General features: G+C 51.8%; 25 protein-coding genes. 13 read left to right on the forward strand and 12 right to left on the reverse strand.

The window, feature by feature from the left end; genetic code table 11:
* Positions 1–5: 5 nt before the first annotated feature.
* Positions 6–965: an ABC transporter substrate-binding protein gene (locus tag ABXG94_RS12615; protein ID WP_353534667.1), complete on the reverse strand. Its 960-nt coding sequence runs from the start codon at positions 963–965 to the stop codon at positions 6–8.
* 387 nt (positions 966–1352) lie between these two features.
* Here ABXG94_RS12615 and ABXG94_RS12620 point away from each other — a divergent pair, with 387 nt between their 5' ends.
* Positions 1353–1745 carry a DUF983 domain-containing protein gene (locus tag ABXG94_RS12620; protein ID WP_353534669.1) on the forward strand — a complete coding sequence of 131 codons (393 nt, stop codon included), beginning with the start codon at positions 1353–1355 and terminating at the stop codon, positions 1743–1745.
* Positions 1746–1827: 82 nt separating this feature from the next.
* On the opposite strand, the gene dapB is transcribed toward ABXG94_RS12620, so the two are convergent.
* Positions 1828–2637, reverse strand: coding sequence for a 4-hydroxy-tetrahydrodipicolinate reductase (dapB, locus tag ABXG94_RS12625; protein WP_353534671.1), 810 nt, complete (start codon positions 2635–2637; stop codon positions 1828–1830).
* Between the two features lie 118 nt (positions 2638–2755).
* On the opposite strand from dapB, the gene rbfA reads away from it, so the two are divergent.
* From rbfA to rpsO, 7 genes are all read left to right on the forward strand, one after another.
* On the forward strand, positions 2756–3181 hold the full coding sequence (gene rbfA, locus ABXG94_RS12630; RefSeq protein ID WP_353534672.1) for a 30S ribosome-binding factor RbfA: 426 nt from the start codon (positions 2756–2758) through the stop codon (positions 3179–3181).
* Positions 3178–3906, forward strand: a complete 729-nt coding sequence (locus ABXG94_RS12635; RefSeq protein WP_353534673.1) for a phosphodiester glycosidase family protein — start codon at positions 3178–3180, stop codon at positions 3904–3906. Before rbfA ends, ABXG94_RS12635 begins: the two co-directional genes overlap by 4 nt.
* 124 nt (positions 3907–4030) lie before the next feature.
* Positions 4031–4945 carry a tRNA pseudouridine(55) synthase TruB gene (gene truB / locus ABXG94_RS12640; RefSeq protein WP_353534675.1) on the forward strand — a complete coding sequence of 305 codons (915 nt, stop codon included), beginning with the start codon at positions 4031–4033 and terminating at the stop codon, positions 4943–4945.
* Positions 4946–5098: 153 nt separating this feature from the next.
* Entirely contained in the window at positions 5099–5632 is a 534-nt protein-coding gene (locus ABXG94_RS12645) for a DUF1643 domain-containing protein (RefSeq protein WP_353534676.1), read from the forward strand.
* Positions 5629–5895: a DUF5665 domain-containing protein gene (locus tag ABXG94_RS12650; protein ID WP_353534677.1), complete on the forward strand. Its 267-nt coding sequence runs from the start codon at positions 5629–5631 to the stop codon at positions 5893–5895. Before ABXG94_RS12645 ends, ABXG94_RS12650 begins: the two co-directional genes overlap by 4 nt.
* Positions 5896–5978: 83 nt before the next feature.
* Positions 5979–6857, forward strand: coding sequence for a calcium-binding protein (locus tag ABXG94_RS12655; protein WP_353534678.1), 879 nt, complete (start codon positions 5979–5981; stop codon positions 6855–6857).
* A gap of 132 nt (positions 6858–6989) precedes the next feature.
* Positions 6990–7259: a 30S ribosomal protein S15 gene (gene rpsO / locus ABXG94_RS12660; RefSeq protein WP_353534679.1), complete on the forward strand. Its 270-nt coding sequence runs from the start codon at positions 6990–6992 to the stop codon at positions 7257–7259.
* A 139-nt stretch (positions 7260–7398) separates the two neighbouring features.
* On the opposite strand, the gene ABXG94_RS12665 is transcribed toward rpsO, so the two are convergent.
* The gene (locus ABXG94_RS12665) at positions 7399–9000 is read right to left on the reverse strand and encodes a BCCT family transporter (RefSeq protein ID WP_353534680.1); all 1602 of its coding nucleotides are present in this window, start codon (positions 8998–9000) and stop codon (positions 7399–7401) included.
* Between the two features lie 330 nt (positions 9001–9330).
* On the opposite strand from ABXG94_RS12665, the gene pnp reads away from it, so the two are divergent.
* Positions 9331–11472, forward strand: coding sequence for a polyribonucleotide nucleotidyltransferase (gene pnp / locus ABXG94_RS12670; RefSeq protein ID WP_353534682.1), 2142 nt, complete (start codon positions 9331–9333; stop codon positions 11470–11472).
* Positions 11473–11527: 55 nt separating this feature from the next.
* On the opposite strand, the gene ABXG94_RS12675 is transcribed toward pnp, so the two are convergent.
* From ABXG94_RS12675 to rarD, 3 genes are all read right to left on the reverse strand, one after another.
* Positions 11528–12178: a peroxiredoxin gene (locus ABXG94_RS12675; RefSeq protein ID WP_353534684.1), complete on the reverse strand. Its 651-nt coding sequence runs from the start codon at positions 12176–12178 to the stop codon at positions 11528–11530.
* A gap of 96 nt (positions 12179–12274) precedes the next feature.
* Positions 12275–12928 (reverse strand): RluA family pseudouridine synthase, encoded by a 654-nt coding sequence (locus ABXG94_RS12680; RefSeq protein WP_353534685.1) that lies wholly within the window; start codon positions 12926–12928, stop codon positions 12275–12277.
* 36 nt (positions 12929–12964) lie between these two features.
* Positions 12965–13867: an EamA family transporter RarD gene (gene rarD, locus ABXG94_RS12685; protein ID WP_353534687.1), complete on the reverse strand. Its 903-nt coding sequence runs from the start codon at positions 13865–13867 to the stop codon at positions 12965–12967.
* 135 nt (positions 13868–14002) lie between these two features.
* Between rarD and ABXG94_RS12690 the strand changes: the two genes are divergently transcribed.
* The gene (locus ABXG94_RS12690; RefSeq protein ID WP_353534688.1) at positions 14003–14320 is read left to right on the forward strand and encodes a hypothetical protein; all 318 of its coding nucleotides are present in this window, start codon (positions 14003–14005) and stop codon (positions 14318–14320) included.
* Between the two features lie 5 nt (positions 14321–14325).
* On the opposite strand, the gene ABXG94_RS12695 is transcribed toward ABXG94_RS12690, so the two are convergent.
* The 6 genes from ABXG94_RS12695 to ABXG94_RS12720 all read right to left on the reverse strand — a co-directional run bounded on the left by ABXG94_RS12695 (position 14326) and on the right by ABXG94_RS12720 (position 22819).
* Positions 14326–16776 (reverse strand): GcvT family protein, encoded by a 2451-nt coding sequence (locus ABXG94_RS12695; protein WP_353534690.1) that lies wholly within the window; start codon positions 16774–16776, stop codon positions 14326–14328.
* A 121-nt stretch (positions 16777–16897) separates the two neighbouring features.
* Positions 16898–17857: a GlxA family transcriptional regulator gene (locus ABXG94_RS12700; protein WP_353534691.1), complete on the reverse strand. Its 960-nt coding sequence runs from the start codon at positions 17855–17857 to the stop codon at positions 16898–16900.
* Positions 17854–20298, reverse strand: coding sequence for a GcvT family protein (locus ABXG94_RS12705; protein ID WP_353534692.1), 2445 nt, complete (start codon positions 20296–20298; stop codon positions 17854–17856). Before ABXG94_RS12705 ends, ABXG94_RS12700 begins: the two co-directional genes overlap by 4 nt.
* A 102-nt stretch (positions 20299–20400) precedes the next feature.
* Entirely contained in the window at positions 20401–20973 is a 573-nt protein-coding gene (locus ABXG94_RS12710; RefSeq protein ID WP_353534694.1) for a helix-turn-helix domain-containing protein, read from the reverse strand.
* Between the two features lie 134 nt (positions 20974–21107).
* A complete protein-coding gene (msrC, locus tag ABXG94_RS12715; protein WP_353534695.1) occupies positions 21108–21584 on the reverse strand; it encodes a free L-methionine (R)-S-oxide reductase MsrC in 477 nt (158 codons plus the stop codon).
* 62 nt (positions 21585–21646) lie between these two features.
* Entirely contained in the window at positions 21647–22819 is a 1173-nt protein-coding gene (locus ABXG94_RS12720; RefSeq protein ID WP_353534696.1) for a thiolase family protein, read from the reverse strand.
* A 187-nt stretch (positions 22820–23006) separates the two neighbouring features.
* On the opposite strand from ABXG94_RS12720, the gene ABXG94_RS12725 reads away from it, so the two are divergent.
* The 3 genes from ABXG94_RS12725 to ABXG94_RS12735 all read left to right on the forward strand — a co-directional run bounded on the left by ABXG94_RS12725 (position 23007) and on the right by ABXG94_RS12735 (position 25465).
* A complete protein-coding gene (locus ABXG94_RS12725) occupies positions 23007–23336 on the forward strand; it encodes an STAS domain-containing protein (RefSeq protein WP_353534698.1) in 330 nt (109 codons plus the stop codon).
* 42 nt (positions 23337–23378) lie between these two features.
* Entirely contained in the window at positions 23379–23825 is a 447-nt protein-coding gene (locus tag ABXG94_RS12730; RefSeq protein ID WP_353534699.1) for an ATP-binding protein, read from the forward strand.
* A gap of 62 nt (positions 23826–23887) precedes the next feature.
* Positions 23888–25465 carry a gamma-glutamyltransferase family protein gene (locus ABXG94_RS12735; RefSeq protein ID WP_353534700.1) on the forward strand — a complete coding sequence of 526 codons (1578 nt, stop codon included), beginning with the start codon at positions 23888–23890 and terminating at the stop codon, positions 25463–25465.
* Positions 25466–25467 lie beyond the last annotated feature (2 nt).

The following is a 25467-nucleotide window of genomic DNA, read 5'->3' on the forward strand; positions in this document are numbered from 1 at the left end:
TCAGCTTATTTGGTTGCCATTTTGACAACAGACATCCAGCTCTCTTCGTTTGCTGCCATCCACTCGGCTACAACCGCTTCGACCTTTTGACCGTCTACATCCACAGCACCCATCATCGGCTGTTGGGCCTCAACTGACAGTGTATAGTTGGTCAGGATTTCAGCCGCTGCTGGCCATTTCTCAGCCAAACCGCTCCAGCCCGCTTTAAAGATGCGCGACGGTGCAAAGTCACAATCATTCACGGCATTTGGGTTTGGTCCCCATGATGCATCCGTAAAGCACGCGTCTTCGCCAGCTGGCAATTCCACGAATTTCACGTCATAGGCCGACATTGCCCAATGAGGTTGCCAGAATGTGATCAACAGTGGTGATTTCTTTTCGGTGGATGCGCGCAATTCAGCAATCAGCGCACCTTCGGATCCAGCAGGAACCGCTTTGAACGGCAAAGCCAAGCCTGTCATGCGATCAGCGCCCGGCGTGCCCCAATCGGCTGGGTAATCCACCAGACGACCATTTGGAATGGTTTCCGCTGTGGCAAATGCGATGGCACAGGCCTGCAACGCTTCCCAGGCTGGCAAACCAGGGCACAGATCAGCCACATGCGCCGGATAGGCGATGCCTTCTTTTGCATCCAGACCCAGGTCACCAATCTCAACAACGGAGCCTTCGGCAATCTTCTTGGCATATTCGTCAGAGACGTTAGAGGACCAAATTTCCAAAGTGGCGTGAATATCGCCATCCGCAATCGCTTGGAACTGGTTCATCATGCCCGCAGTCACGAATTCAACCTTATAGCCAGCTGCTTTCAGCATTTCGCCTGCCACATGGGTTGTCACATGTTGGCCAGTCCATTCGTTCAAAGCCAGCTTGATCGGCTCGTCTACGGCGCCCATATCAGCAGCATGCGCAACACCCGCGGCGGTCAATGCAATGGCCGACAGGCCAATTTTCAAAGTTGCTTTCATGATTTTCTCCCAGTTTAAGCCAATTTATTAAATGGCTATTTAATTTCTTGATTGGCCACATAAGAACACGCAAAACGCCTCAGGCCAACAAAAATAACACTCTCGCACCATAGGCGCTTCCTATATGCGATAAAACCTCTAGCTAGATCCAATTGCCGTTGTGGCAAAAATTTCTCGCGTTCAAGCGCTTAGCTTTCACGCCCATCGGAAACTTTGGCACCAGCTTCTTGGGCCAGACACCAGGAAAATAGTATCAGCTTGACACGTAATGCTGCAAAATTCGCCACTTTGTGCTAGCAAATCCCTGTGCGGCTTGGTCGCAGCCTCGTTGAATTGAATAGATTCCGTCACAGGCATATGTCCGCATAGTATCATTTGGAGCGCAACATGACACAAACAACTGCTGATCGCCCGTGGAAGCCTGCGGTATTAAACGGGTTTCGGAACCGATGCCCGAACTGCGGCGAAGGCAAGATCCTCCACAGCTACCTTAAGGTGCATGACAATTGCCCCAGCTGTCAGGAAGAATTCCACCACCACCGCGCAGATGATGGCCCAGCCTACATCACGATTTTGGTGGTTGGTCATGTTATGGGCCTGTGCCTGACACTCATGTGGGAAACGCTGCGTCCGTCCCCTTTGACCATGGCGCTGACAATTTCCGCAATTGCTATTGTCACATCTCTTTTGATGCTGCCGCGCATCAAAAGCATGATCGTCGCCTTGCAATGGTCAAGACGCATGAACGGGTTTGAGAAAGCGGCCAAAGCCGCCAGCTGAGACAAAACCCTGTACGTTTGAATATACCAAAGGCGCGTCTAGATCCAATGACGCGCCTTTCTGCATTCAAAGACCAAATGTCCTATAAACCAAGCACATCCATCATGTCATATTCGCCGGGCTTTTGAGATTGGCCCCAAAGCGCGGCTTTTAAAGCGCCCCGCGCAAAGATCGTGCGATCTGTCGCCATGTGGCGCAACACAATACGTTCTCCGGCCGCCGCAAACAGCACGTCATGCTCGCCTACGATGTCCCCGCCTCGGATGGCCGTGAATCCGATATCGCCACGCTTACGTGCGCCGGTGATGCCATCACGCCCACTGTCACGCACATCCGCCAAGGTCACGCCGCGACCTTGCGCTGCCGCTTCACCCAACATCAAAGCCGTGCCACTGGGTGCATCCACTTTGTGATGATGATGCGCTTCGATCACCTCGATATCAAAATCTTCATCCAGAGCCGCAGCCACCTTCTTGGTGAGCTGCGTCAACAGATTTACCCCCAGACTCATATTGCCCGCGCGCACGATCACCGCGTGATGCGATGCCGGCTCTAGCTTGGCAATTTCGTCGTCGGTCATGCCGGTTGTGCCGATGACATGCACCGCCCGCGCCTGCGCCGCCAGTTTGGAAAACCCAAGCGTCGCTGCCGGAGAGGTAAAATCAATCACAGCCTGTGCCTTGGCAAAGGCTTCTAGCGGTCTATCCGTAACGGTCACGCCCAAAGCAGCCCCGCCCATGGCGACGCCAATATCTTGGCCAACCCAATCATGGCCCGCACGTTCCACTGCGCCAACAAGGCGGGCTTTGTCGCTGTCCACAACGGTTTTGATCAGCATTTGGCCCATACGACCAGAGGCCCCAGTGATCACAATACCCGGCAGGTCTTCCATCAATCTCTCCTTTGCGGTATGGCCCAGCCCTTACCTTATTGGGCGGGTCCTTGCAAAGGGATTGGTCTTAAAATGGACGCGCTTGGCAAAGGCGCAGAAAACGCATAAGTGACCGAATATGGCAAAGAACAGTTTCTCCGAAGGCCGCGGCCCCTCGACCCGTCAATTGCGCGTAGGCGAATTGATCCGCCGGACATTGTCCGAGGTGCTGACCCGTGGCGACATCCATGACCCTGACCTGAACCGCCTGTCCGTGACAGTGGGCGAGGTGCGCATGTCCCCAGACCTGCACATCGCGACGATCTACGTGCTGCCACTGGGTGGCAAAGGCAAAGACGACGTGCTGAAACTGCTCGCCAAAAACAAATACGAGTTGCGCCGCACCATCAACAAAAAGCTGGGCCTGAAACATTCACCGGACCTGCGTTTTCAGTTGGACCGCACTTTTGATCAGATGGATGAAACCCGACGCATCCTAAGCCAAGACGCTGTGCGCCGTGATGTCGACAAGCCATACACCCCGGACAGCGACGCCGAGACGTGAGCAAGCTGCTCGGCCTTCTCGCCACATTGGCGCTGTGGCCGAATTTCGCGGCAGCCGTAGACTGCCGTGCTCTGTCATACTTGGGCAACCAATACACCCTCTGCACTGTCAGCCCCGCCACCGAAGACCTGCGGCTCTTTTTGCGGGACGAAGACAATCAAATCTTTGGTCATTTCGCAGCCATAGAACGCGCGTTGCCCGCTGGCAAGTCGTTACCATTTGCGATGAACGCAGGTATGTACCACCCAGACAGGCGCCCGGTTGGCTATTATATTGCCAATGGAAAACAGGAACAAAGCCTGTTCACCAAGGCGAGCCCCGGCAACTTTGGTCTGCTGCCAAACGGGGTATTTTGCATCCGCGACACACGCGCTGATGTCTTTGAAACGTTGGTCTTCAAATCCAAATCCCCCAATTGCACCTTTGCGTCGCAATCCGGTCCAATGCTGGTGATCGATGGCAAATTACACCCGCGGTTTTTGGCCAACAGCACATCCCGCTTTATTCGCAACGGCGTGGGCACAAGTGCTAACGGCCAGATCGCCTATTTCGTCAAATCGGAAAATGCGGTCACTTTTCATGAATTCGGCACGCTTTTTCGCGACGCGCTAAAAACACCGCAGGCGCTTTTCTTTGATGGCAAAGTCAGCCGCCTGCACGCGCCACAACTAGACCGCTCTGATCCGGGGTTCTGGGTGGGGCCAATTGTCGGTGTGATTGAATAAAGCACGCCTACCTGCCACCAATGCAACGCACCCACGACATGGACTTTTACCGTTCTAGCAATTGACGAGTTGGCCATGTTTATATACCCGCGCAGTTCAAACAGATTGCAAGACCGAGGGCACCATGGGGCGCAAACGCAAAGGACGTGACATTTCTGGCTGGTTGGTCGTGGACAAACCCGCGGGCCTTTCCTCGACCGCTGTGGTCAACAAAGTGCGCTGGGCCTTTAACGCCAAAAAAGCTGGGCACGCCGGTACGCTTGACCCAGAGGCCACAGGTGTTCTTGCCGTCGCGCTGGGCGAAGCGACAAAAACCGTACCCTATATCACTGACGCGTTGAAATCATACGAATTCACCGTGCGTCTTGGTCAGGCCACCAATACGGATGACACCGAAGGCGAAGTTGTCGCCACATCTGAACAACGCCCCAGTGACGATGAAATTAAAGCGGCACTTGGACAGTTTGTTGGCGATATTCAGCAAATTCCTCCGAAATTCTCCGCCGTTAAGATCGACGGCGAACGCGCCTATAAATTGGCGCGCGAAGATGCCGATTTTGAAATCGCTGCGCGCCCTTTGTGGGTCGAATCTCTGATTATGTTAGATCGCGAAGACCAAGATCACGTGACGCTGGAACTGACCTGCGGCAAAGGCGGGTATGTGCGCTCTATTGCCCGCGACCTTGGCGAATCTCTGGGTTGTCTTGGCCACGTCCGGGAATTGCGCCGGGTCTGGTCCGGTCCCTTTGACGTCAAAGAGGCTATCACATTGGCGCAGATCGACGAACTGGCCAAAGCGCCAGAAATTGACCAATTTCTGCGCCCGACCTCACAAGGGCTTGCAGATTTGCCAGAGGTCAAATGCACGGTTGAGAGCCTTGTCAAACTGCGCAACGGAAATGCCGGTATGGTCATCGCACACGACATCGAATTTGGCGAAGAATGCTGGGCGAGCTTTGACGGTGAACCGGTTGCGGTTGGTGTTTTCAAAGCAGGCGAACTTCACCCAAGTCGGGTGTTTGTACCCACCAGCGCATAATCGCGCGCTAGCGATCCACGGGTGACTTCACATTGCTGACCGCGCCCTGCCCCCAAACGCAAATCTGGCCCGGTAATAGCTTTTGACCTGTTCAATTCCGGTGACGAATCGTACGTTTCACACGCTGAAACGTACGAATTGTAAGATTAAGAGATGATTAAGCGTAAGTTCCAAAAAGGGGATGCCGCCTCAGAAGCCTGGTATTCAGATTGCGAAACCTATCGCTATTCTTTGACCCGGATTTGGGACAACAAGAAGCCACGTGTGGCCTTTGTCATGCTAAACCCTTCAAAAGCCACCGAAATTCAAAACGACCCAACCATTGAACGTTGCGAACGTCGCGCCCGCATTCTTGGGTTTGGTGGCTTTCGCGCGGTCAATATCTTTGCCCTACGCGAGACCTCACCCCGATTGATGCGACAACATAAATCCCCGGAAGGACCTGAAAACAAACAAGTTTTACGGGACTCCTGCGGTTGGGCGCAGAAAATTATTGCTGCTTGGGGCGTACATGGCGCACATCTTGATCAAGGTAAGGCAACCTGTAGTTTACTGTTGGAAGCAGGCAAAGAAGTCTACCATCTGGGCCTTACCAAGGACGGGCATCCCCGACATCCGCTGTATATTCGCTATGCCCAACAACCAGAACCATGGCCCATTAACCCATTGAAAACAGGTGACTTATGACAATCGCAGACAGAGACGCACTTGAAAATCTCACCGTCGAAGTTGCGCGTTTGAATGACCATCGTTTCATTCGGGTTCAGAATTCTTATTGGCGGTTGGTGATCTTTCAGTTCCTGCGCGGCTTGGCTTTTGGCTTGGGTTCCGTCATCGGGGCAACAATTCTTGTGTCTCTTTTGGCCTGGTGGGTAAGCCAATTTGAATTCCTACCAATCGTCGGGGACTGGGCATCGCAAATTGCCAAACAAATTGATTTGTCGCAATGATCTGTTAACCATCAATTCAATTTATCGTTTACAGACAATGATTTAGAGTGATTTAGTCAAGATGATATCACTCGGAGTCTGTCATGTTGATGCTTGCAAGTCTGTTTGGAATTGTTGCGCTGGGGGCAGCGTTTGTCGGCATTGAGACCGAGGAAGAAGAGACAGACCAGATCAACAGCGGTGGAACAGACGATGACTTGCTACAGGGGCAATCGAGCGATGACCAAATCAATGGCTACGATGGGGATGACACAATTCTGGGTCATAACGGCGACGATAGTTTAATAGGCGGGCTGGGTGATGACGAGTTGCAAGGCGGTGCTGGGGATGACAGTTTGAATGGCGGCCGAGATGACGATTTTATCTTTGGTGGACAAGGGGATGACCTGATATTCGGTGCTGTCGGGGATGACATCTTACAAGGTGGAGCCGGGACAGATTCGATGATTGGCGGCACCGGCGATGACACCATTGATGGCGGCCACGGGAACGACTGGCTTGCCGGCCGGCATGGCCAAGATCACTTAATCGGTGGCCTCGGATCTGATACCTTATCTGGCTTCGACGGCAATGACCTGCTGGATGGTAGGGTCTTGGTTGATGGGCAAGACGCCGACGGTGCCGATTCTCTTTCTGGTGGTGATGGCAACGACACACTCATAGCCGGGCAAGGCGATTTGATCATTGGGGGCAACGGGTCTGACACCACGATCATCGGCAACTGGGCGGACGGACGCCAAGTGGCAGTGTGGCAAGACTTCGATCCATCTGACGACAACGTCATGTTATTGCTGCCACAAAACGAAATTGACGATGCCGAAGTGACCGTTGAGCAGGACCCAAATAACCCTTTGATCGGGATCATTGCGGTGAACGGTGTGACCATCCTAAAGGTGACTGGCGGCGGCGGTTTAACACCGGCGGATATTACAATTGAGGCCGCAGAGACCGCACTTCCTTAGAACCCCCTTCCCTTTCAGGACAATTTTGCCTATACGCGCGCATCGGACTGTGGATTCGCAGCCCGTGTTTTATGGACCCTGCTGGACGACATCCCGGCTTGCGCCCGTCACCCTTTTGACAAGGAGAACCCGATGTCGATTACTGTTGAAGAAAAAGCACGCGTCATGAAAGACTTCGCAACCAAAGAAGGTGACACTGGTTCACCCGAAGTTCAGGTTGCCATCCTTTCCTCACGTATCGCAACTCTGACCGAGCACTTCAAAACGCACAAAAAAGACAACCACGGTCGCCGTGGCCTTTTGAAAATGGTTGCTCAGCGCCGTAAGCTGCTGGACTATCTGCGTGGCAAAGAAGAGCAGCGTTATCAGGATCTGATCAAACGCCTCGGCCTACGTCGCTAAGACCTACCAAACCCTATTGGTACCAAACGCCCGTTCTTTTAGAGTGGGCGTTTTTGCTTTCAACAACTGCAAACAGATCATGTTGCAAGGACGAAAAGGGCGGAAAAAGCCGCCCCTTATAAGCATAAAACACGGTTCGTTACATTTTTGCGCGTTCAGATTTCAGCGCAAGCCATAGGCAGTAACACATCATCAATACGACAAGCGTAAACGGTATTCCGGTTGAAACCGCTGCCCCTTGAAGCGCGCTTAATCCGCCGCCAAGCAGCAAAGCAATCGCAACCAGGCCTTCCAAGGTGCACCAGAAGATCCGCTGAACAACCGGCGCATCCATTTTTCCGCCAGCTGTGATCGTATCAATCACCAGACTGCCACTGTCAGATGAGGTCACAAAGAAGATAATGATCAACACCAAGGATACCGGCGCGACAATGCTGTAAAGCGGAAGCTCTTTCAGGAAACCAAAAAGAGCTCCTTCTGGCGCGTAGCTATCAATCACAGTTGCTTTGACACCTTCAGCGCCACCGGCGTTCAACATGTCGATTGCGGCACCGCCAAATGTTGACATCCACAAAGCACAGACCGCGGTTGGGGCCAGCAACGCACAAATCACGAATTCGCGCACGGTACGTCCCTTGGAAATGCGCGCAATAAACATGCCAACAAACGGCGACCAGGCAATCCACCACGCCCAATAGAAGGTTGTCCAACCGTGGAAATAACTGGTGTCCTCTCGCCCAAATGGGTTTGAAAGCTGGGGCAATAGCAACACGTAGTCAACCATCACATTGAAATAGCGCGAAACAGCATTTCCAACGCCGGTGACCAAAATCACAAAAATGAACAGGCCGACGGCCATAATCATGTTGATCTCAGACAGCCGTTTCACACCGGCATCCATGCCAAGCAAAACTGAACAAAGCGCAATAAGCGTGATGCCAATGATCAGCAACACAACCACAGTCGAGGTCGGTTCGATTCCAAACACTTCGTTCAATCCAGCGGCCACTTGCCGCGCACCAAGTCCCAAAGACGTCGTCAGACCAAATAGCGTTGCAAAGACGGCAAGGGTATCGATCATGTGACCCCACCAGCCCCAGACTTTTTCTCCCAAAAGCGGGTAAAAAGCAGAGCGCAGCGTCAATGGCAATCCGAGGTTATAGCAGAAAATCGCCAGGCTCAGACCCACGGCCGCATAAACTGCCCAGCCTTCGAGCCCCCAATGATGGATTGTCCCAACAACACCGATGTATTCATTTCCAGGTTGCGTGCTATCGATTCCCAACGGGTTGGCATTCCCGCCTTCAGCGAAATTGTAATAAACCGGCTCAAGAACACCAAAAAACAACAGGCCAATGCCAATTCCGGCGGCAAACATCATCGCGATCCAACCTGCATAGGTGTAGTCGGGTTTAGCGTCTTTACCGCCGATCCGAACTTTTCCAACAGGAAGCACCACCAGCGCCAGGCAAAATAGGGTAATGGCATCAACGGAAAGCACCAAAAACCAGTCAAAGGTGCTGGTCAGCCAAGGGCGCAGCCAGCCAAAAAAACTTGCGGAGGCCTCTTGATTGGCCAATGAGATCAGCACAAACGCAAAGATCAATATGCTTGAAATGAGGAAAACTGGGTTATGAATATCGAGCCCAAACGGCCTAACATTATCTCTTCCCAGCTCAAATTCTGTCTCAAAATCCAGAACCCTTGGATCAGGGTCTAATGATTTGTTCGTTTCTGTCATTTCTACCTCCCGATGGCGCGGCATTAAGCACTTAGCCAATGCGACAAAGGTCAAAGCGTAGAGGATCGAATTTCCAAGCTAGGGTTCTGATGCGACGTCACTTCACCCAGAAACGTCAAATGCGACATCAAAAGGGTCGTTTTTTGATCGTTTACCCCTGCAAAATCGCTATTCCAAGTTAGGCCGTTTTCCTGTATGCGCGGGGGTATCTGAGACGTTGTGCTGGGACCCCGGCACTTCAAAGAAAGATAGAAGGGGTCGGCGGCAATGGGGCCGCCATGTAAACGGGAGACCCGGAGGGCCGGGAGTGCTTCCAATTAGGATACGATGATGTTCAACGAATGTAAGAAGTCGATGCAGTGGGGCGAAGAGACCCTCACACTGGAAACGGGTAAAGTGGCCCGCCAAGCAGACGGCACTGTAATCGCCACTTTGGGCGAAACCCGTGTTATGGCCAACGTGACGTTTGCCAAGACGCAAAAGCCTGGTCAGGATTTCTTCCCTCTGACTGTGCACTACCAAGAGAAATACTATGCCGCAGGTAAAGTACCTGGCGGTTTCTTTAAGCGCGAAGCGCGCCCAACTGAAAAAGAAACACTGACAGCCCGCCTGATCGACCGTCCGATCCGCCCGCTGTTCGTGGATGGCTTCAAAAACGAAGTTCTGGTCATGTGTACTGTATTGTCACACGACCTAGTCAATGACCCAGACATGGTTGCGATGATCGCGGCTTCTGCTGCGCTGACCATTTCCGGTGCCCCATTCATGGGTCCAATCGCAGCAGCACGTGTTGGTTTCGAAGCGGGTGAATACGTTCTGAACCCACAAGTTGACGACATGCAGGACCTGCGCAACAACCCTGATCAACGTCTTGATCTGGTTGTGGCTGGTACCAAAGATGCCGTCATGATGGTTGAATCCGAGGCCTACGAACTGACCGAAGCAGAAATGCTGGGTGCGGTTAAGTTTGCGCACGAGGCAATCCAGCCAGTTATCGACCTGATCATTGATCTGGCCGAAGAGACTGCAAAAGAGCCGTTTGAATTCGCAGCACCTGACTATGCTGATTTGTACGAAGCGGTTAAAGCAGCAGGCGAAACCCAAATGCGCGCGGCTTTTGCTTTGACCGACAAGCAAGAGCGCACTGCAGCTGTTTCCGCGGCACGTGACGTGATCAAAGCTGCATTGAGCGAAGAGCAACTTGACGATGCGAACCTGGGTTCTGCATTGAAAAAGCTTGAAGCAAGCATTCTGCGCGGTGACGTTGTCAAAACTGGCAAACGTATCGACGGTCGTGCGACAGACACGGTTCGGGCAATCTCTGCTGAAACTGGCTTCTTGCCACGTACACACGGGTCTGCATTGTTCACACGCGGCGAAACACAGGGCTTGGTTGTAACCACTCTGGGTACCGGCGACGACGAACAAATCATCGACGCATTGCACGGTAACTTCCGTAGCAACTTTATGCTGCACTATAACTTCCCTCCATACTCTGTGGGTGAAGTTGGTCGTGTGGGTGGCCCAGGCCGTCGCGAAATCGGTCACGGTAAACTGGCATGGCGCGCGTTGCAGGCAGTTCTGCCAGCGGCAACCGACTTCCCTTACACAGTTCGTGTTGTTTCTGAGATCACTGAATCCAACGGTTCATCTTCGATGGCGTCCGTTTGTGGTGGCTCTTTGTCCATGATGGACGCAGGCGTACCGCTGAAATCCGCAGTTGCGGGCGTTGCGATGGGTCTGATCCTGGAAGACGATGGCGACTATGCGATCCTAACCGACATCTTGGGTGACGAAGATCACCTAGGTGACATGGACTTTAAAGTGGCTGGTACCGAAAACGGCATCACGTCATTGCAAATGGATATCAAGGTTGCAGGTATTACACCTGAGATCATGGAAAAAGCACTGGCACAGGCGAAAGACGGTCGCTTACACATCTTGGAAGAGATGAACAAAGCTCTGTCTGGCACCTCTGACTTCTCTGTGCACGCACCTCGCATCGAAACGATGAACATACCAACGGACAAAATCCGTGAGGTTATCGGTTCTGGCGGTAAAGTGATCCGTGAAATCGTCGAAGTGTCTGGCGCAAAGGTCGACATCAACGACGAAGGCGTCATCAAGATTGCATCGCCAAACGGCGAGTCGATCAAGAAAGCCTATGACATGATCCACTCTATCGTGGCAGAGCCAGAAGAAGGCGCGGTTTATACTGGTAAAGTTGTTAAGATTGTCGACTTCGGTGCATTCGTGAACTTCTTTGGTAAACGCGATGGCCTTGTCCACGTGTCCCAAATCGAAAACCGCCGCTTGAACCACCCATCTGACGTTCTGAAAGAAGGTCAAGAAGTGAAAGTTAAGCTGCTGGGCTTTGACGATCGTGGCAAAGTACGCCTGTCGATGAAAATCGTCGATCAGGAAACTGGCGAAGAGATCGTTGCTGAGAAAAAAGAAAAGACTGAAAGCTAAACTTCAGATTTTCTAATGTAATGAAAAGCCCCGCATAGTGCGGGGCTTTTTTATTTCAATTCGGTGCTTTGGTTTTGCGCAGGTAGGGAAAGATTGTTTCGAATTCGCCAAACTTTGCCTTAGCGTCCTCATTGCTGACAGTTGGCGGAATAATCACGTCTTCGCCTGGCACCCAGTTCGCAGGAGTTGCCACGCCTTTGCTGGACATTTGCAGACCATCTAGCGCGCGTAAAATCTCAGCAAAATTGCGGCCCACCGTCATGGGATAGGTCATTGATAGCTTGAGCTGCTTATCAGGGCCGATGATGAAGACCGATCGCACAGTTGCGCTATCAGCGGGCGTGCGGCCATCAGGCAAATATGCTTCGGCAGGCAACATATCAAATAGCTTTGAAACCTTCAGTTCCCCATCTGCGATGATTGGAAAGCCTGCAGGAGCATTGCCATAGGCTTCGATATCTTTCTTCCAGCCCTTGTGCTCTTGGACACCGTCCACGGAAACGCCAATAACCTTGGTGCCACGCTTCGCCCATTCATCGGCCAACTGCGCGACGGCCGAAAACTCGGTGGTACAGACGGGTGTGAAATCCTTGGGGTGTGAGAATAAAATTGCCCAAGACTCCCCGATCCAATCATGGAACGAGATTTCTCCTTGGTCGGTTTCCGCCGTGAAATCCGGCACAACGTCATTAATTCTTAGTCCCATGGGCATTCTCCAAAATTGGATTAACGATATTCTAGTCTGCCCACAGTGAACCGAATTTAGGTCAGGTCAAGCCTGATCTAGCACGGAATTGCTATGTCAAAAGTCTGCTTTTGACCGAAAGGACAAGCCTTTACCGTTTTCCGGATGCTTGATGCGCAACTCTTCAGAATGCAGCATTAGGCGCGGATGCTCTAATGCGCGTCCCTTTGCATAAAGCGGGTCTCCAAGAATGACGTGACCCAAAGCCAGCATATGCACGCGCAATTGATGGCTGCGGCCAGTTTTGGGTGATAAGCGCACACGTGTTTCCCCGTCACCCTGACGTAGGACACGCCAATCTGTGAGCGCAGGTTTGCCCGTCTCTTGGCAAACCTTTTGCAAGGGACGGTTGGGCCAGTCCACAATCAACGGCAGATCAACTGTACCCGTTTTAGGCGCTAACAGACCCTCCAGCCGCGCCACATAGGTTTTCTTTGTACTGCGTTTCTCAAATTGCATGGAAAGATTACGCTGCGCATGCGGTGTGAGCGCAAAAACAATGATGCCCGAGGTGTCACGATCCAGCCTGTGCACCAGCAATGCATCTGGAAATGCAGATTGCAGCCGTGTCAAAAGGCAATCGGCCAAATGCGCGCCGCGGCCAGGAACAGACAGCAGGCCAGCGGGTTTGTTGACCACTACGATGTCGCGGTCTTCGTGCAAAATTTCTAGCGGATCTAAAGGCGGATCATATGGGGTTATTTGGCTCATGCGCGCTGATAGCCTGTTGCACCGAAGCAAACAAGATTAGGTCTTGCGCATGTCTCGCAGCATCGCGCTTGAGTAAATGATAAGGGCCAGCCAGATCAGCGGAAATGCAATTTTTCGCCCAAAGTCGATCTCTTCACCAAACACAAAGACCGCAAAGATGAAAATCATACTTGGCGCAATGTATTGCAAAATACCGGCGGTCGAGAGCCGTATTTTCTTTGCCCCATTTGCATAGAGCAAAAGCGGTACAGCCGTCACAACACCACATCCCAACAACAGTAAGGTATCCGTTGGCACAGAAGCAAAGTTGCCGCCGCCGACAATCGAAAGATAGACTATATAGAAAACCGCGGGCACCGATAGGATCAAAACCTCTAGCAAGAACCCTTGATTCGGACCAATGGGAAGCGATTTTTTGAAATAGGCATAAAAGCCCCAAGAAACAGTCAAGCCAAGAGGTACCCAGGGGGGGCGCGCGGCCAAAACAAACAAAATCAAAACAGCAATCGCCGCCAGAACGATGGCGATTACCTGCGGGCGATTTGGTCTTTCTCCCAAAAGCACTGCGCCCAGAAACATCGAAAACAACGGATTGATGTAATACCCTAATGCAGCATCGGCGACTCGGCCAACAGATATTGAATAGACGTAGATGCCCCAATTCAAGGAGATCAGCACCGCCGTCAAACAGGCCATTCCCAACATGCGTGGGTTTTGAATGGCGACACGCAATGTGTCGGTCCGGCGCATAAGAATCAGAACAGCCGCCGCAACAGGAATCGACCAGATGACCCGATGCGCCACTACTTCGGCTGGCGAAACGTGGTCTAGCATTTTCAGATAGAGTGGTAAAAACCCCCACAACACGTAAGCCATGACCGCCAGAACAAGCCCCTGGGGAGAGTCTTGATTGACTGAAGGTGCGGATGTTTTGGTCATTAATGTTTCCTCGACTATCGCCTGTATGACAGGCTGTGCCGCAAATAATAGTCAGCCAACCTATGATTTTTCGTGATGGGCGACGGAAAAAATTGTGAGCGCCGTTTAACAGCTACAACAAGAATGGATGCTGTGATGAAACTGTTACCCTATGCCGCTGTAATGATCATGGGCGGCCTTAGCCTGGCCTCTGTGGCGACCTCTGCTACGCTGGAACGCGGGCATCGCCCTACCCAAGAGATTTCCGTTGATTTAACGGTACCAGAGCAGGTCTTTAAGCGTTGCTTTGAAAATGTTAGGCCAGCGCCAGACCATCAGCCAAATGGTGACAGACAACGCACAAACAAAGCCCAATTACTGCCTTGTCTCCAAACAGAAAACCCGGCCATAACAAATGAATTGCTTGACCGGGTCATGGATAAATACCGCCCAGAAGGGCCAATTAAGTCTTAGGCAAATCAAGCTTTTACGCGCGCCGACGTTGGGTCATACAAGGGCTTCAAAGATGCTTCTGCTTTGACCCGTGTGCCCATCACATCAATTTCAAATTGCGAGGCTAGCAGTTCGGCTGGCTTTTCACCGGCGCAAGGCACATAACCCAGCCCAATTGCAGCACCAAGGTGATGCCCATAAGCCCCAGACGTCAAGTATCCGACGACTTCGCCATCCCGCAAAATCGGTTCGTTGTGATACAACAGTGGCTCCGAATCCGCTAATTTGAACTGTAGCATTCGGCTTTGTGGGCCGCTTTCTTTGCGGTCCAGAACAGCACCACGACCAATGAAATCAGGTTTGTCGGTCTTAACCGCAAATCCAAGCCCCGCGTCGATCACATGATCCTCGCAAGTGATATCATGTCCGAAATGACGATAGCCTTTTTCTATACGCGCCGTGTCCATCATGTGCATGCCACACAATTTAAGATCCATGGATTCACCGGCCTGCCATAGGGTTTCAAACGCATGGCCAGCCATGTCTGAGGACACATAGACCTCCCAACCAAGCTCGCCGACATAAGTAACGCGATGAACGCGGGCTAAGCCCATTCCAAGTTCGATTTCTTGAGCAGTGCCAAACGGGTTGACCGCGTTGGAAAAATCGTTGGGTGTTACCATTTCAAGCAGTTTGCGAGAATTGGGGCCCATCACCGCCAAGACAGCTTCGCCAGCGGTCACATCGGTAATAACTACATTGAAATTCCCCTGGTTGCGCCGCATCCATGTTTGGTCAGCAAGGCGGGTCGCTGCAGGGGTCACCACAAGATAAGCCGTCTCGCTTAACCTAGTCACGGTCACATCAGCTTCGATTCCACCGGTTTGGTTTAGAAATTGCGTATAGACAATCTTGCCAACTGGAACGTCATATTGTCCACCGCCTATATAGTTCATAAAGGCAGTTGCGTCTTTGCCTTCCACGCGGATTTTGCCAAATGACGACATGTCATACATGCCGACGTTTTCACGGATTGCACGGTGTTCCTTAGCGACATTTGCAAAGAAATTTTGCCGCTTCCAACTGTATTGGTATTCGGCTTTTTGCCCCGGTTCGGCGATCCAGTTTGCACGTTCCCAGCCGGAAAATTCACCCATCACAGCACCACGCTCTAGCAAATGATGATGGACTGGCGAACGACGCACGCCACGTGCAGTTTCTTTCTGTTTGAATGGAAAATGGTCTTTGAAAAGCAAGCCGAGTGTTTCTTTGGACCGCTCTTTCAAATATTGGGCGTTGCTCTGGAACGGCTGCATACGGCTGATGTCAACATCGCCAAGATCAAACGGCTTTTCACCAGCGTCCATCCACTCTGCAAGCGCCATTCCAGCGCCACCTGCAGACTGAATACCGATCGAATTGAAGCCAGCCGCCACCCAGACATTTTCCATTTCTGGTGCCAGGCCCAGATGATAGGCGTCATCTGGCGTAAACGATTCCGGTCCGTTGAAAAAAGTGTGTATTCCGGCCTCGGCGAGCAACGGAACACGGTCTACAGCCATCTCTAGAATCGGTTCAAAATGATCAAAATCTTCGGGCAATTGGTCAAATTCAAAGTTTTCTGGAATGCCATTGACGGCCCAAGGCTTGGCCTCTGGTTCAAAAGCGCCCAGCAAAATTTTGCCCGCATCTTCTTTGTAATACGCGTATTCATCCGGCACGCGCAATACTGGCAATTGCGTCATGCCGTCAATGTTTTCAGTGACAATATAGAAGTGCTCGCAGGCCTGAAGTGGAACGCTAGTGCCCGCCATTTTACCAACTTCGCGGCCCCACATGCCACCGCAGTTCACGATCATATCACACTCGATAGTACCAATTTCCGCCCCGTCATCCGATTGCCATTCAACGCCCGTTACCTTAGGGCCCTCCTTGACAAAGCCTGTGACTTTTGTGCGCTCTTTGATCAATGCGCCGCGCTGTTTGGCCCCTTTTGCCAAGGCCAATGCAATGTTGCCAGGGTCCCCCTGCCCATCCAGCGGCAGATGCACAGCGGCCTTGATGCCTTCAAGATTTATGTGCGGATAAAGTTCCAAAACGCGTTCGTTAGAGATCTCGTTGACCTCGACGCCAAAGGCGCGGGCCATGGCAGCCTGACGATAGATTTCTTCCTTGCGTTCTTCGGTCAACGCAACAGTGATAGACCCGTTTCGCTTAAATCCCGTTGCAACGCCTGTTTCCGCTTCTAGTGTGCCATAGAGTTCTTGGCTGTACTTTGCGAGTTTGGTCATATTTTTGGTTGCGCGCAGCTGCGCAATCAAGCCAGCGGCATGCCATGTTGTGCCTGACGTCAGTTGTTTACGCTCCAGCAATACAATGTCAGTCCAGCCCTTTTTTGCTAAGTGATAGGCGACAGAGCACCCAATAACGCCACCCCCGACGATAACGACACGCGCTTTGGTAGGTATGTTGCTCATTACGCTCACTCCAAAAGAATCTATTCACCGACAGACTGACATCGGGAAGCGGGACAGAATGCCTGATTTTCGACACGTATGTCGGAAATTGCACCATTTGGACTGTCAGCGGTTACACAATCTAGCTTGCGCGGCGACGCTTTCGCAAAGCCAGAGGTGTCATTCCATACACGCTTTTGTAAAGGCCCGAAAATCCATTAGAAAACCCGCATGCCAGGCCAACTTCGCGCACAGTCATATTGGTATTCACCAAGAGATTATTAGCTTTTGCAAGGCGGAGTTCTCGGTAGAAGGTATTCGGTGTGGTCCCCAAATGAGATTTAAATTTGCGCTCAAGTGAACGGTTAGACATGCCCATCACGCCGACAAGCTCGCCAATGGGCAACGGATCTTCAAAATTGGCTTGCATGATTTCAATACACTGATCCAGGTCCCGATCACCCGTGCTGGTACCTTTGGTCCCAGAGAAGGGTTGCTGCGTAGAGAAATCACGGATCTTGTCGTGCAGTAAAATGTTGGCGACGGTCAACTTGGTGGCCGACGAAACATGCCGACCAATCAGCGCCAATGACACATCAACCGTGGTCTCCATGCCGGCACAGGTGATGACGCCGCCGTGCTCCGAAGCAATGGCGGTGTTTGGTTCAAGGTGTCGCGAGCGCTCTTTTAAGAATTCAGCGTTTTCCCAATGCGTTGTAAAGACCGAGGCATCGGTTCCACTGTCTTTGATGTACCGGCTGGCAGCTTCGGCAAGTAAAAAAACCTGTCCCTGGCGGCATGTATAGGACGAGATAACCGATCCAAGCGCCAACGCCGGACAATCGGGATTAGAGTTTCCAATCACGAAAGCATAATTCGCGTCAGGTCTATTTGTATATGGCTCTGTATGCACAAATGCGTCGCAGCTTGCCGCTACGACGCCTCCGTCTTTTGAACGGTAAGTCCACCCAAATGGCGGCAACGCACTAACCCGGTTGGCAATACGCAGCGTGTCGACCACGGCGGCCATCTCGGTCAGAACGAAGCCATCGGCAACAATTATGTCTATGTGCCAGTTAGGATGGGGTTCCGTTATTTTCATTCGCGTAATCGCTCGTTTGCAGGGTCCCAAAGCGGTGCATCGACCTGAACAGTTGCGCGACACCTTTGTCCGAATATCTCGACCTCAAGTTCTGTGCCCGCTGCCATCAGATCTGCACGCACCACGCCCAGCGCAATGGATTTATTCACACGGTACCCGAAATTTCCTGACGTTGTCTCACCGACAACTTCACCATTTTTCCAGATGGTGGACATATAGGGCGCATCTGCGTCTCCGGCATCAACCAGCAAGGTCACAAACCCCTTCTTTGCGCCCGCCTTTGCTTCGGCCTGAAGGGCAGATTTTCCAGGAAAATCTTGTGGTTTTTCAAGGCGAACGAAACGTTCAAGGCCGCCTTCAAGCAAAGAATAGTCGCTTGACAGATCGCCTTTCCAAGTACGATAGCCTTTTTCGATGCGCATTGAATCTAGGGCAAACATACCAAACGGAGTTGCTCCTGCCTCGCGCACAGCAGAATAAATCGCTGCGGCACTGTCGACATGGCAATGTACTTCCCAACCAAGCTCTCCGACAAAAGAAACACGTGCCATTGCACAGGCCCGCCCAGAAATTTCTGCCGACTGATGGCTTAGCCACCCCAAAGACAGGTCCGCATCTGAAATTTTTTCAAAGAGGTTGCGTGCTTTCGAACCGGTCACCAGCATGGTTGTGTGGCTGTCTGACAAGTCCACCAATTCCAAGCCATTAGGCAGGTTGCGCCATAGCAATTCAAAGTCGTGCCATTGCGCAACAGCTGCGGTCATCAGCGTAAACCTATCGTCTTCGTGCCGTATGCATGACATTTCTGTGACAATACGCCCACGCGAATCCGCAAAATAAACAAGGTTCATACGGCCAACTTTAGGCAAAGCACCAGCAACTTGCGTGCGAAGCCATTCAGCGGCACCCTGGCCCGTTAAGCTAAAACGCGAGAAACCACACATATCGATGACGCCGACACCGTCACGCACCGCTTCTACTTCTTCTTTAACACGCGCCGCCCATGGGCCATTGCGATCCCATGTCTCAGTGGCGGCCTCAGAAGTGTCATCCCCGTCTTTGGCGAACCAATTGGCACGTTCCCAGCCATTATAGGCACCCATCTGCCCGCCATCAGCAACTAGACGATCATGATTTGCGGACAGTTTTTTGTTACGGGCGGCTGGCCATTCGTGATGTGGGAAATGCATCGCATATTCATGACCATAGGTTTCAAGCGCTTTGTTCAGGCAGAAATCAAAATCGGCATGTGCCGTATAACGCCGGCTATCAACCGCCCACATATCCCATTCGGTTTCACCTTCGATGATCCACTCGGCCATTGTCTTGCCAGCGCCCCCGGCCTGCACAATGCCAAATGTAAAGGAATGTGCCTCAAATGCATTTTTGACACCGGGCATTGGCCCCATCATCGGCAAACCATCTGGCGCATAGGGGATTGGCCCATTGATCACGCGGCCAACGCCTGATGTACCAAGCAACGGCACCCGTCCCATCGCGTCCTCAATATACCATTCCAGCCGGTCAAGATCGTCAGGATACAACTGAAAACTAAAGTCTTTTGGCATCGGGTCTTCGGAGGTCACCCAATGCGCTTTGCAGTTTCGTTCGTAGGGCCCAAGGTTCAAACCATGTTTGTCCTGACGTAGATAATAAGAACTATCAACATCACGAACCATAGGCAGCTTGCGACCGTTTTCTTTGGTCCAGGCTTCAATTTCGGGAATTTCCTCAGTCAGAAAGTACTGATGAGACATAACAGTCAAAGGCACATCGCGTCCACCGAAGGGCTTAAACCACTCGCCAACTCGTTTTGCATAATAGCCTGCGCAATTCACAACAAACTCGCACTTGATGTCGCCTTTTTCCGTATGCACAACCCATTCGTCGGCTTCGCGGCTGACACCTGTGGCTGGGCAAAACCGCTGGATATTCGCCCCCAGATCACGTGCACCTTTGGCAAGCGCCTGCGTCAGCTGCGCCGGATCAATATCGCCGTCCAGAGGGTCCCATAGGACACCTTCTAAATCGTGTGTCTCCATAAATGGATAGTAATCAAGCGCCTCTTTTGGCGTCATCATATCCATTTCCAAGCCTTGATAGCGCGCCATGGAAGCGACGCGTTCAAATTCTTGCATCCGTTCTTTGGTGTGCCCCAAGCGCAAAGCACCCGTAACATGATAATTCATCGGATAGTCAACGTCGTCTGCCAACGTCCGATACATCTCTAACGAATAGCGCTGCATGTTCATAACTGCCCAAGAAGCGGAAAAATTTGGGCAGTTGCCCGCGGCGTGCCAAGTTGACCCTGCGGTCAACTCGTTCTTTTCTAACAAGACACAGTCGGTCCAGCCCGCTTTGGCCAGATGATACAGTGTAGACACGCCGATGGCTCCGCCACCAATAATGACAACACGTGCCGTGCTGGGAAAATTAGACATTTGACCTCCAAGAAAAGTGGCATCACACCACCGATACGGGCTGCCAAAGGCAGCGAGATTTCAATATTTGCAGGGCACGTTGCCCCAAAGGTTTGCGTTTCTTCAGTAAACAGGCGGCGCGATAACCCAAATGGCCACAGCCGCGTCGTCATAGGGGTTCATCCAGCGATACGTCTCTCCGCGTATACGAAAACTATCCCCCGGCCCCACTGTGAATTCTTGATCACCGATGAGCAGGTCGAGCTTTCCTGAGATGATATATCCAACTTCCTGCGTTGGTCGCTTTGCCTGAGATTGCATCACTGAATGGGGCTGAAAGGTCGAATGAACCATCTCAAAATCATCGGTAAGATCAGGAGATAATAACTCTTCTGTTAGCCCTTCTTCACCAGGGCCCATCGCCCGTCGGGCGTGTGCTCGCACCACATAGCCTTGTTCTTGCGCAGGGGCGCTTTGCTGGCCAAATAGAATCGAGACCGGCACATCCAAACATTTTGCTATGGCCCGTAAATCTGAAATTGAGGGTTCTGATTTGTCCCGCTCGACCTGACTGACCCAACCAACGGACCGCCCGAGCATTTGGGCAAGATCGCTGAGTGTCAAACCCCGCGCTTTTCGCAATGCTCGAAGATCGACACCTAAGGTTTTTGCCTTGGCCAAGTCACTATGCAGCATGATCGCCTACCGTCTCGTGAAAAAATTGGTTACTTTTTCATGATGGGCAATTTAGGTGAAAAATCAAACAAAATTTTCACGCGCTGCTGCCGCTCGCGTATTTCGCAGAAATCTTGTCGTTTTTTTAGAAAAATTCAGCTCTGAAGGGCTGGCCCAGCGACGTTCTGAAAGACCTCGGCAAGAATCGCAGACAAGTGTTTTGCATCTTTCTCGGAAAACGCATCAGGAAGATCGCTATCGATATCAAAAACGCCCAAGAGCTGGCCCGCACTATTGTGAACCGGCAAGACCAACTCTGAGCGCGTCGTCGTCGAGCAGGCAATATGCCCAGCGAATGCCTCGACATCCTGAATAATTTGAATCTCGCCCGTGCGCGCAGCTGCACCACAAACGCCGCGTGAAAAGGGGATAACAAGACAACCGTGTCCGCCTTGGTAGGGGCCAATCTTTAACAATTCTGGTGCCACTACGCGGTAAAACCCTGTCCAGTTAAACCGGGAGTCTGAATGGTGCACTTCACAAGCAACGGTGGCCATCAAAGACACCAAGTCATTTTCGCCGTGCGTGAGCGCATTAACAGAGTTTTTTAGGTCGTCATAATTCACTGGCATTTGAAGCTCCAATTAATAGAGCGGTTAAATGCCAGCCAATTGCTACCAGGGTCAACCGAGAATTAGGCCCGCTCTATCGCGATGGCCGTACCTTCGCCACCACCAATACAGATGGCTGCAACACCACGCTTTAGTCCACGCTTTTCCAGGGCGTTCAACAATGTCACCATGATACGTGCTCCAGAGGCCCCAATAGGATGCCCAAGCGCACATGCGCCACCGTTTACGTTCACAATGTCGCGCGACAAATTCATTTCATGCATAAAGGCCATCGGAACCACTGCAAAGGCCTCGTTGATCTCCCAAAGATCAACGTCTTCTTTTGTCCAACCGATTGCTTTGAGCAGTTTCTGGGCTGCTGGAACCGGTGCAGTGGTAAACAGATTTGGGGCCTGCGCGTGTGAAGCGTGTCCCACTATCCGCGCTCGGATATTCATGCCACGTTCATGCGCCACGTCCTCAGAAGCGACCACCAAAGCAGCTGCGCCGTCTGAGATGGATGAAGAATTGGCCGCCGTCACTGTACCCTCCTTGCGAAACGCGGGTTTCAATGCTGGAATTTTTTCCGGACGGGCCTTGGCGGGCTGCTCGTCTTCGACAAAAACAACCTCACCTTTGCGGGTCTTAAGGCTTACAGCCGCTATTTCGCCGTCAAAGGCCCCCGATTTTTGCGCTTCAAGCGCATTGGACAAAGATTTCAACGCGTATTCATCTTGCGCTTCGCGCGTAAACTGAAAGGATTCTGCACAATCTTCGGCAAAGGTGCCCATCAGTCGTCCCTTGTCATAGGCATCTTCTAGACCATCTAGAAACATATGGTCGAGCACTTGCTGATGGCCCAATCGCGCGCCGCCTCGCATCTTTGGCAAAACATAAGGCGCGTTTGACATGCTCTCCATGCCGCCTGCAATCATCACATCAGCATGACCCAGAGCAATCTGATCAAAACTCATCATTGCCGCTTTCATGCCTGAGCCACACATTTTGTTCAGCGTCGTTGCTGGAACTTCTTCGCCCAGTCCACCTTTGAAGCCAGCTTGGCGCGCTGGAGCCTGCCCCTGACCCGCAGGCAAAACACAACCCATCAAAACTTCATCTGCAGTCGTTGCCCTGGCATCTTTCAACGCGGCTGCAATCGCAGCCCCGCCCAAAGTAGACGCTTCGACACCATCAAAAACACCTTGAAAACCACCCATCGGTGTCCGGGACGCGCCTGCGATTATTACTGATTTCATGTCATGCCTCTTGGTCAAAAACTTGCTTTGGCGATGTCAGCAGCGCCAATAGCTTTGCGTTGCGTTATGTCTTAAGCACCTCGGTTTCACTTGGGAATGGTCACAAGGAAACGACGTGGCGTCGCTCACGGAATGGTAACAATTTCTGCGTATTTTCTCGGTATGGCCATAGAAAATGAGGGTAAATATGAAGTTATCAAGCAATTTCCAAGGACCTGATCTTGTGATCACAATTCTAGCCAATCGCATTGACGCATCTGTTGCGTTGCAATTCAAAGAGGCGATGCGCGTTGAAACAGAGGTCGCGTCAGACCGGATTATTTTGGACATGACACAGGTGGAATTTGTTGATTCCAGTGGCCTTGGTGCCATTGTGGGTGCGATGAAACAAAATGGCGAAGCCCGTCCGTTTGAATTGGTCGGCTTGTCAAAAGCAGTTAAAAAAGTGTTTCAACTTACGCGCATGGATACAGTTTTTACCATCTACGGCACATTGGATATCGCGTTGAGCGCCTAGCCAGATGCGACCAAGTTTTGTTAGGCTTTAGAAAAAATCCGCATGCCAAAAATCGCCACAATAAACTACCATTCCCTTCCTCATGCTCAGATTGCTGATGTGCGCAAAGCACTGTGCGTCTTTCGGAGTGAATTACACGCGACCGGCATCAATAAACTTACCGTCTCCTCTATGGAAATCGTATTGGCGGAGATTTTAAACAACATTGTCGAACACGGCATTGGCCACAGGCCAGATGGCTGGTTTTGCATTGAATGCAGGACTGGTAAATCGGTGCTGCAATTTCATATCCGCGACAATGGTACAGCAATGCCCAACGGCACGTTGCCACTAGGTTTGCCGCCAAACATAAACCGACCACTTCATAAGATGCCAGAGGGCGGATGGGGCTGGTCACTTGTGCACGCTTTGGCTGAAAACCTAACCTATTTGCGCAAAGATCACATTAATCACGTCACTTACCGTATTCCAATTATCATTTCCAAATAGAGCGATTGGCAAATTGAGTTTTCACGCATAAGTTTTAGCTATCACAAGCAAGGACAGACAAGATGCGCGATTTTCACTCTCCAGGTCGGTCAGAGGTGTTTGGCCAAAATGGAATGTGCGCAACTTCGCACCCACTTGCCGCGCAGGCTGCGATAGGAGTTTTACGCCAGGGTGGAAACGCGATGGATGCCGCGATTGCTGGGGCAGTCCTGCTTGGCATTTGCGAGCCGCAAATGACGGGTATCGGCGGAGACTGTTTTGCGCTGTTTTCACCGGCTGGATCTGATGAAATTTTGGCGCATAATGGATCAGGAACAGCGCCCAAAAATAGTTCTGCAGCTGCCTTGCGGGCCAAGGGTCATGTTGCGGTTCCAACCCACAGTGCCGACGCTGTTACTATACCCACTGCAGTTGCAGCTTTTTGCAAGCTGTCTGAAGAATGGGGCAAATTGGGATTAGAGGCGATACTGGCCCCCGCCATCGATTATGCAGAGACTGGCGTGCCTGTAGCCCCTCGCGTTGCGCATGACTGGACAAATGCCGCACAATTTCTGCAAGGAAATGCCAGATCTCATTATCTGATTGATGGTGCACCTGCCAATACCGGTGCGATTTTCCGCGCGCCTGGTCAGGCCAGAGTGCTGCGTCGCATCGCGCAACAGGGTCACGATGGATTTTATTGCGGCGAAGTTGCCGATGACATGGTGCAGAGCCTACAAGCGCTTGGCGGCGTACATACACTTGAGGATTTTGAGACCGCGGCCTCCTTTGCAACTACACCGATATCAGGGCGTTACAAAACACGCATTTTATTCGAACATCCACCTAATGGGCAGGGTGCAACGGCAATCTTGCTTCTCAATATTCTCTCGCACTTTGACATCGCATCGATGGATCCTTTCGGAGCGATGCGCGCCCATATCGAAACCGAAGCCACAAAACTAGCCTATGACACGCGTAACCGCTTCATGGCAGATCCCAACCACACTACCCGACTTGACCATATGTTGTCAGAGGGCCTGGCCAAGCAACTTGCTGCGCTGATAGACCCGAAAAATGCGATGACCCCCACGACATCTCTGGCAGAGGATGTTCACAAGGACACAGTTTACATCACGGTTGTTGACCAAGATCGCATGGCTGTTTCGCTGATCTATTCCATTTTCCATAGCTTTGGGTCTGGCATCGCTTCTGATAAATTTGGCATTCTGTTTCAAAACCGAGGAGCAGGGTTTTCGCTACAAGAGGGGCATCCAAACATGCTAGCCGCAGGCAAACGCCCAATGCACACTATCATTCCGGGTATGCTTGCCGATGCTGGAAAACCGATTATGCCTTTTGGTGTCATGGGAGGCCAATATCAATCCACCGGTCATGCACGGCTTATTTCAAACATGCTGGACTTTGGATTATCGCCACAAGCCGCAATCGACGCGCCGCGCTGCTTTTTTGAAAATGGCAAACTGAACATCGAAAGAGGCTATGCGGCAAATGTGATGCAAACCCTAGAAACGATGGGGCACGACATCACAGTACCAGAGTCTCCCATTGGCGGCGCTCAGTCGATCACAATCCATCAGAATGGTGTTCTAGAAGGTGCGTCTGATCCGCGCAAAGACGGCTGTGCTTTAGGGTACTAAAG

The sequence above is a fragment of the Cognatishimia sp. WU-CL00825 genome, assembly GCF_040364665.1.
In the GTDB taxonomy this organism is placed as follows: Bacteria; Pseudomonadota; Alphaproteobacteria; order Rhodobacterales; family Rhodobacteraceae; genus Cognatishimia.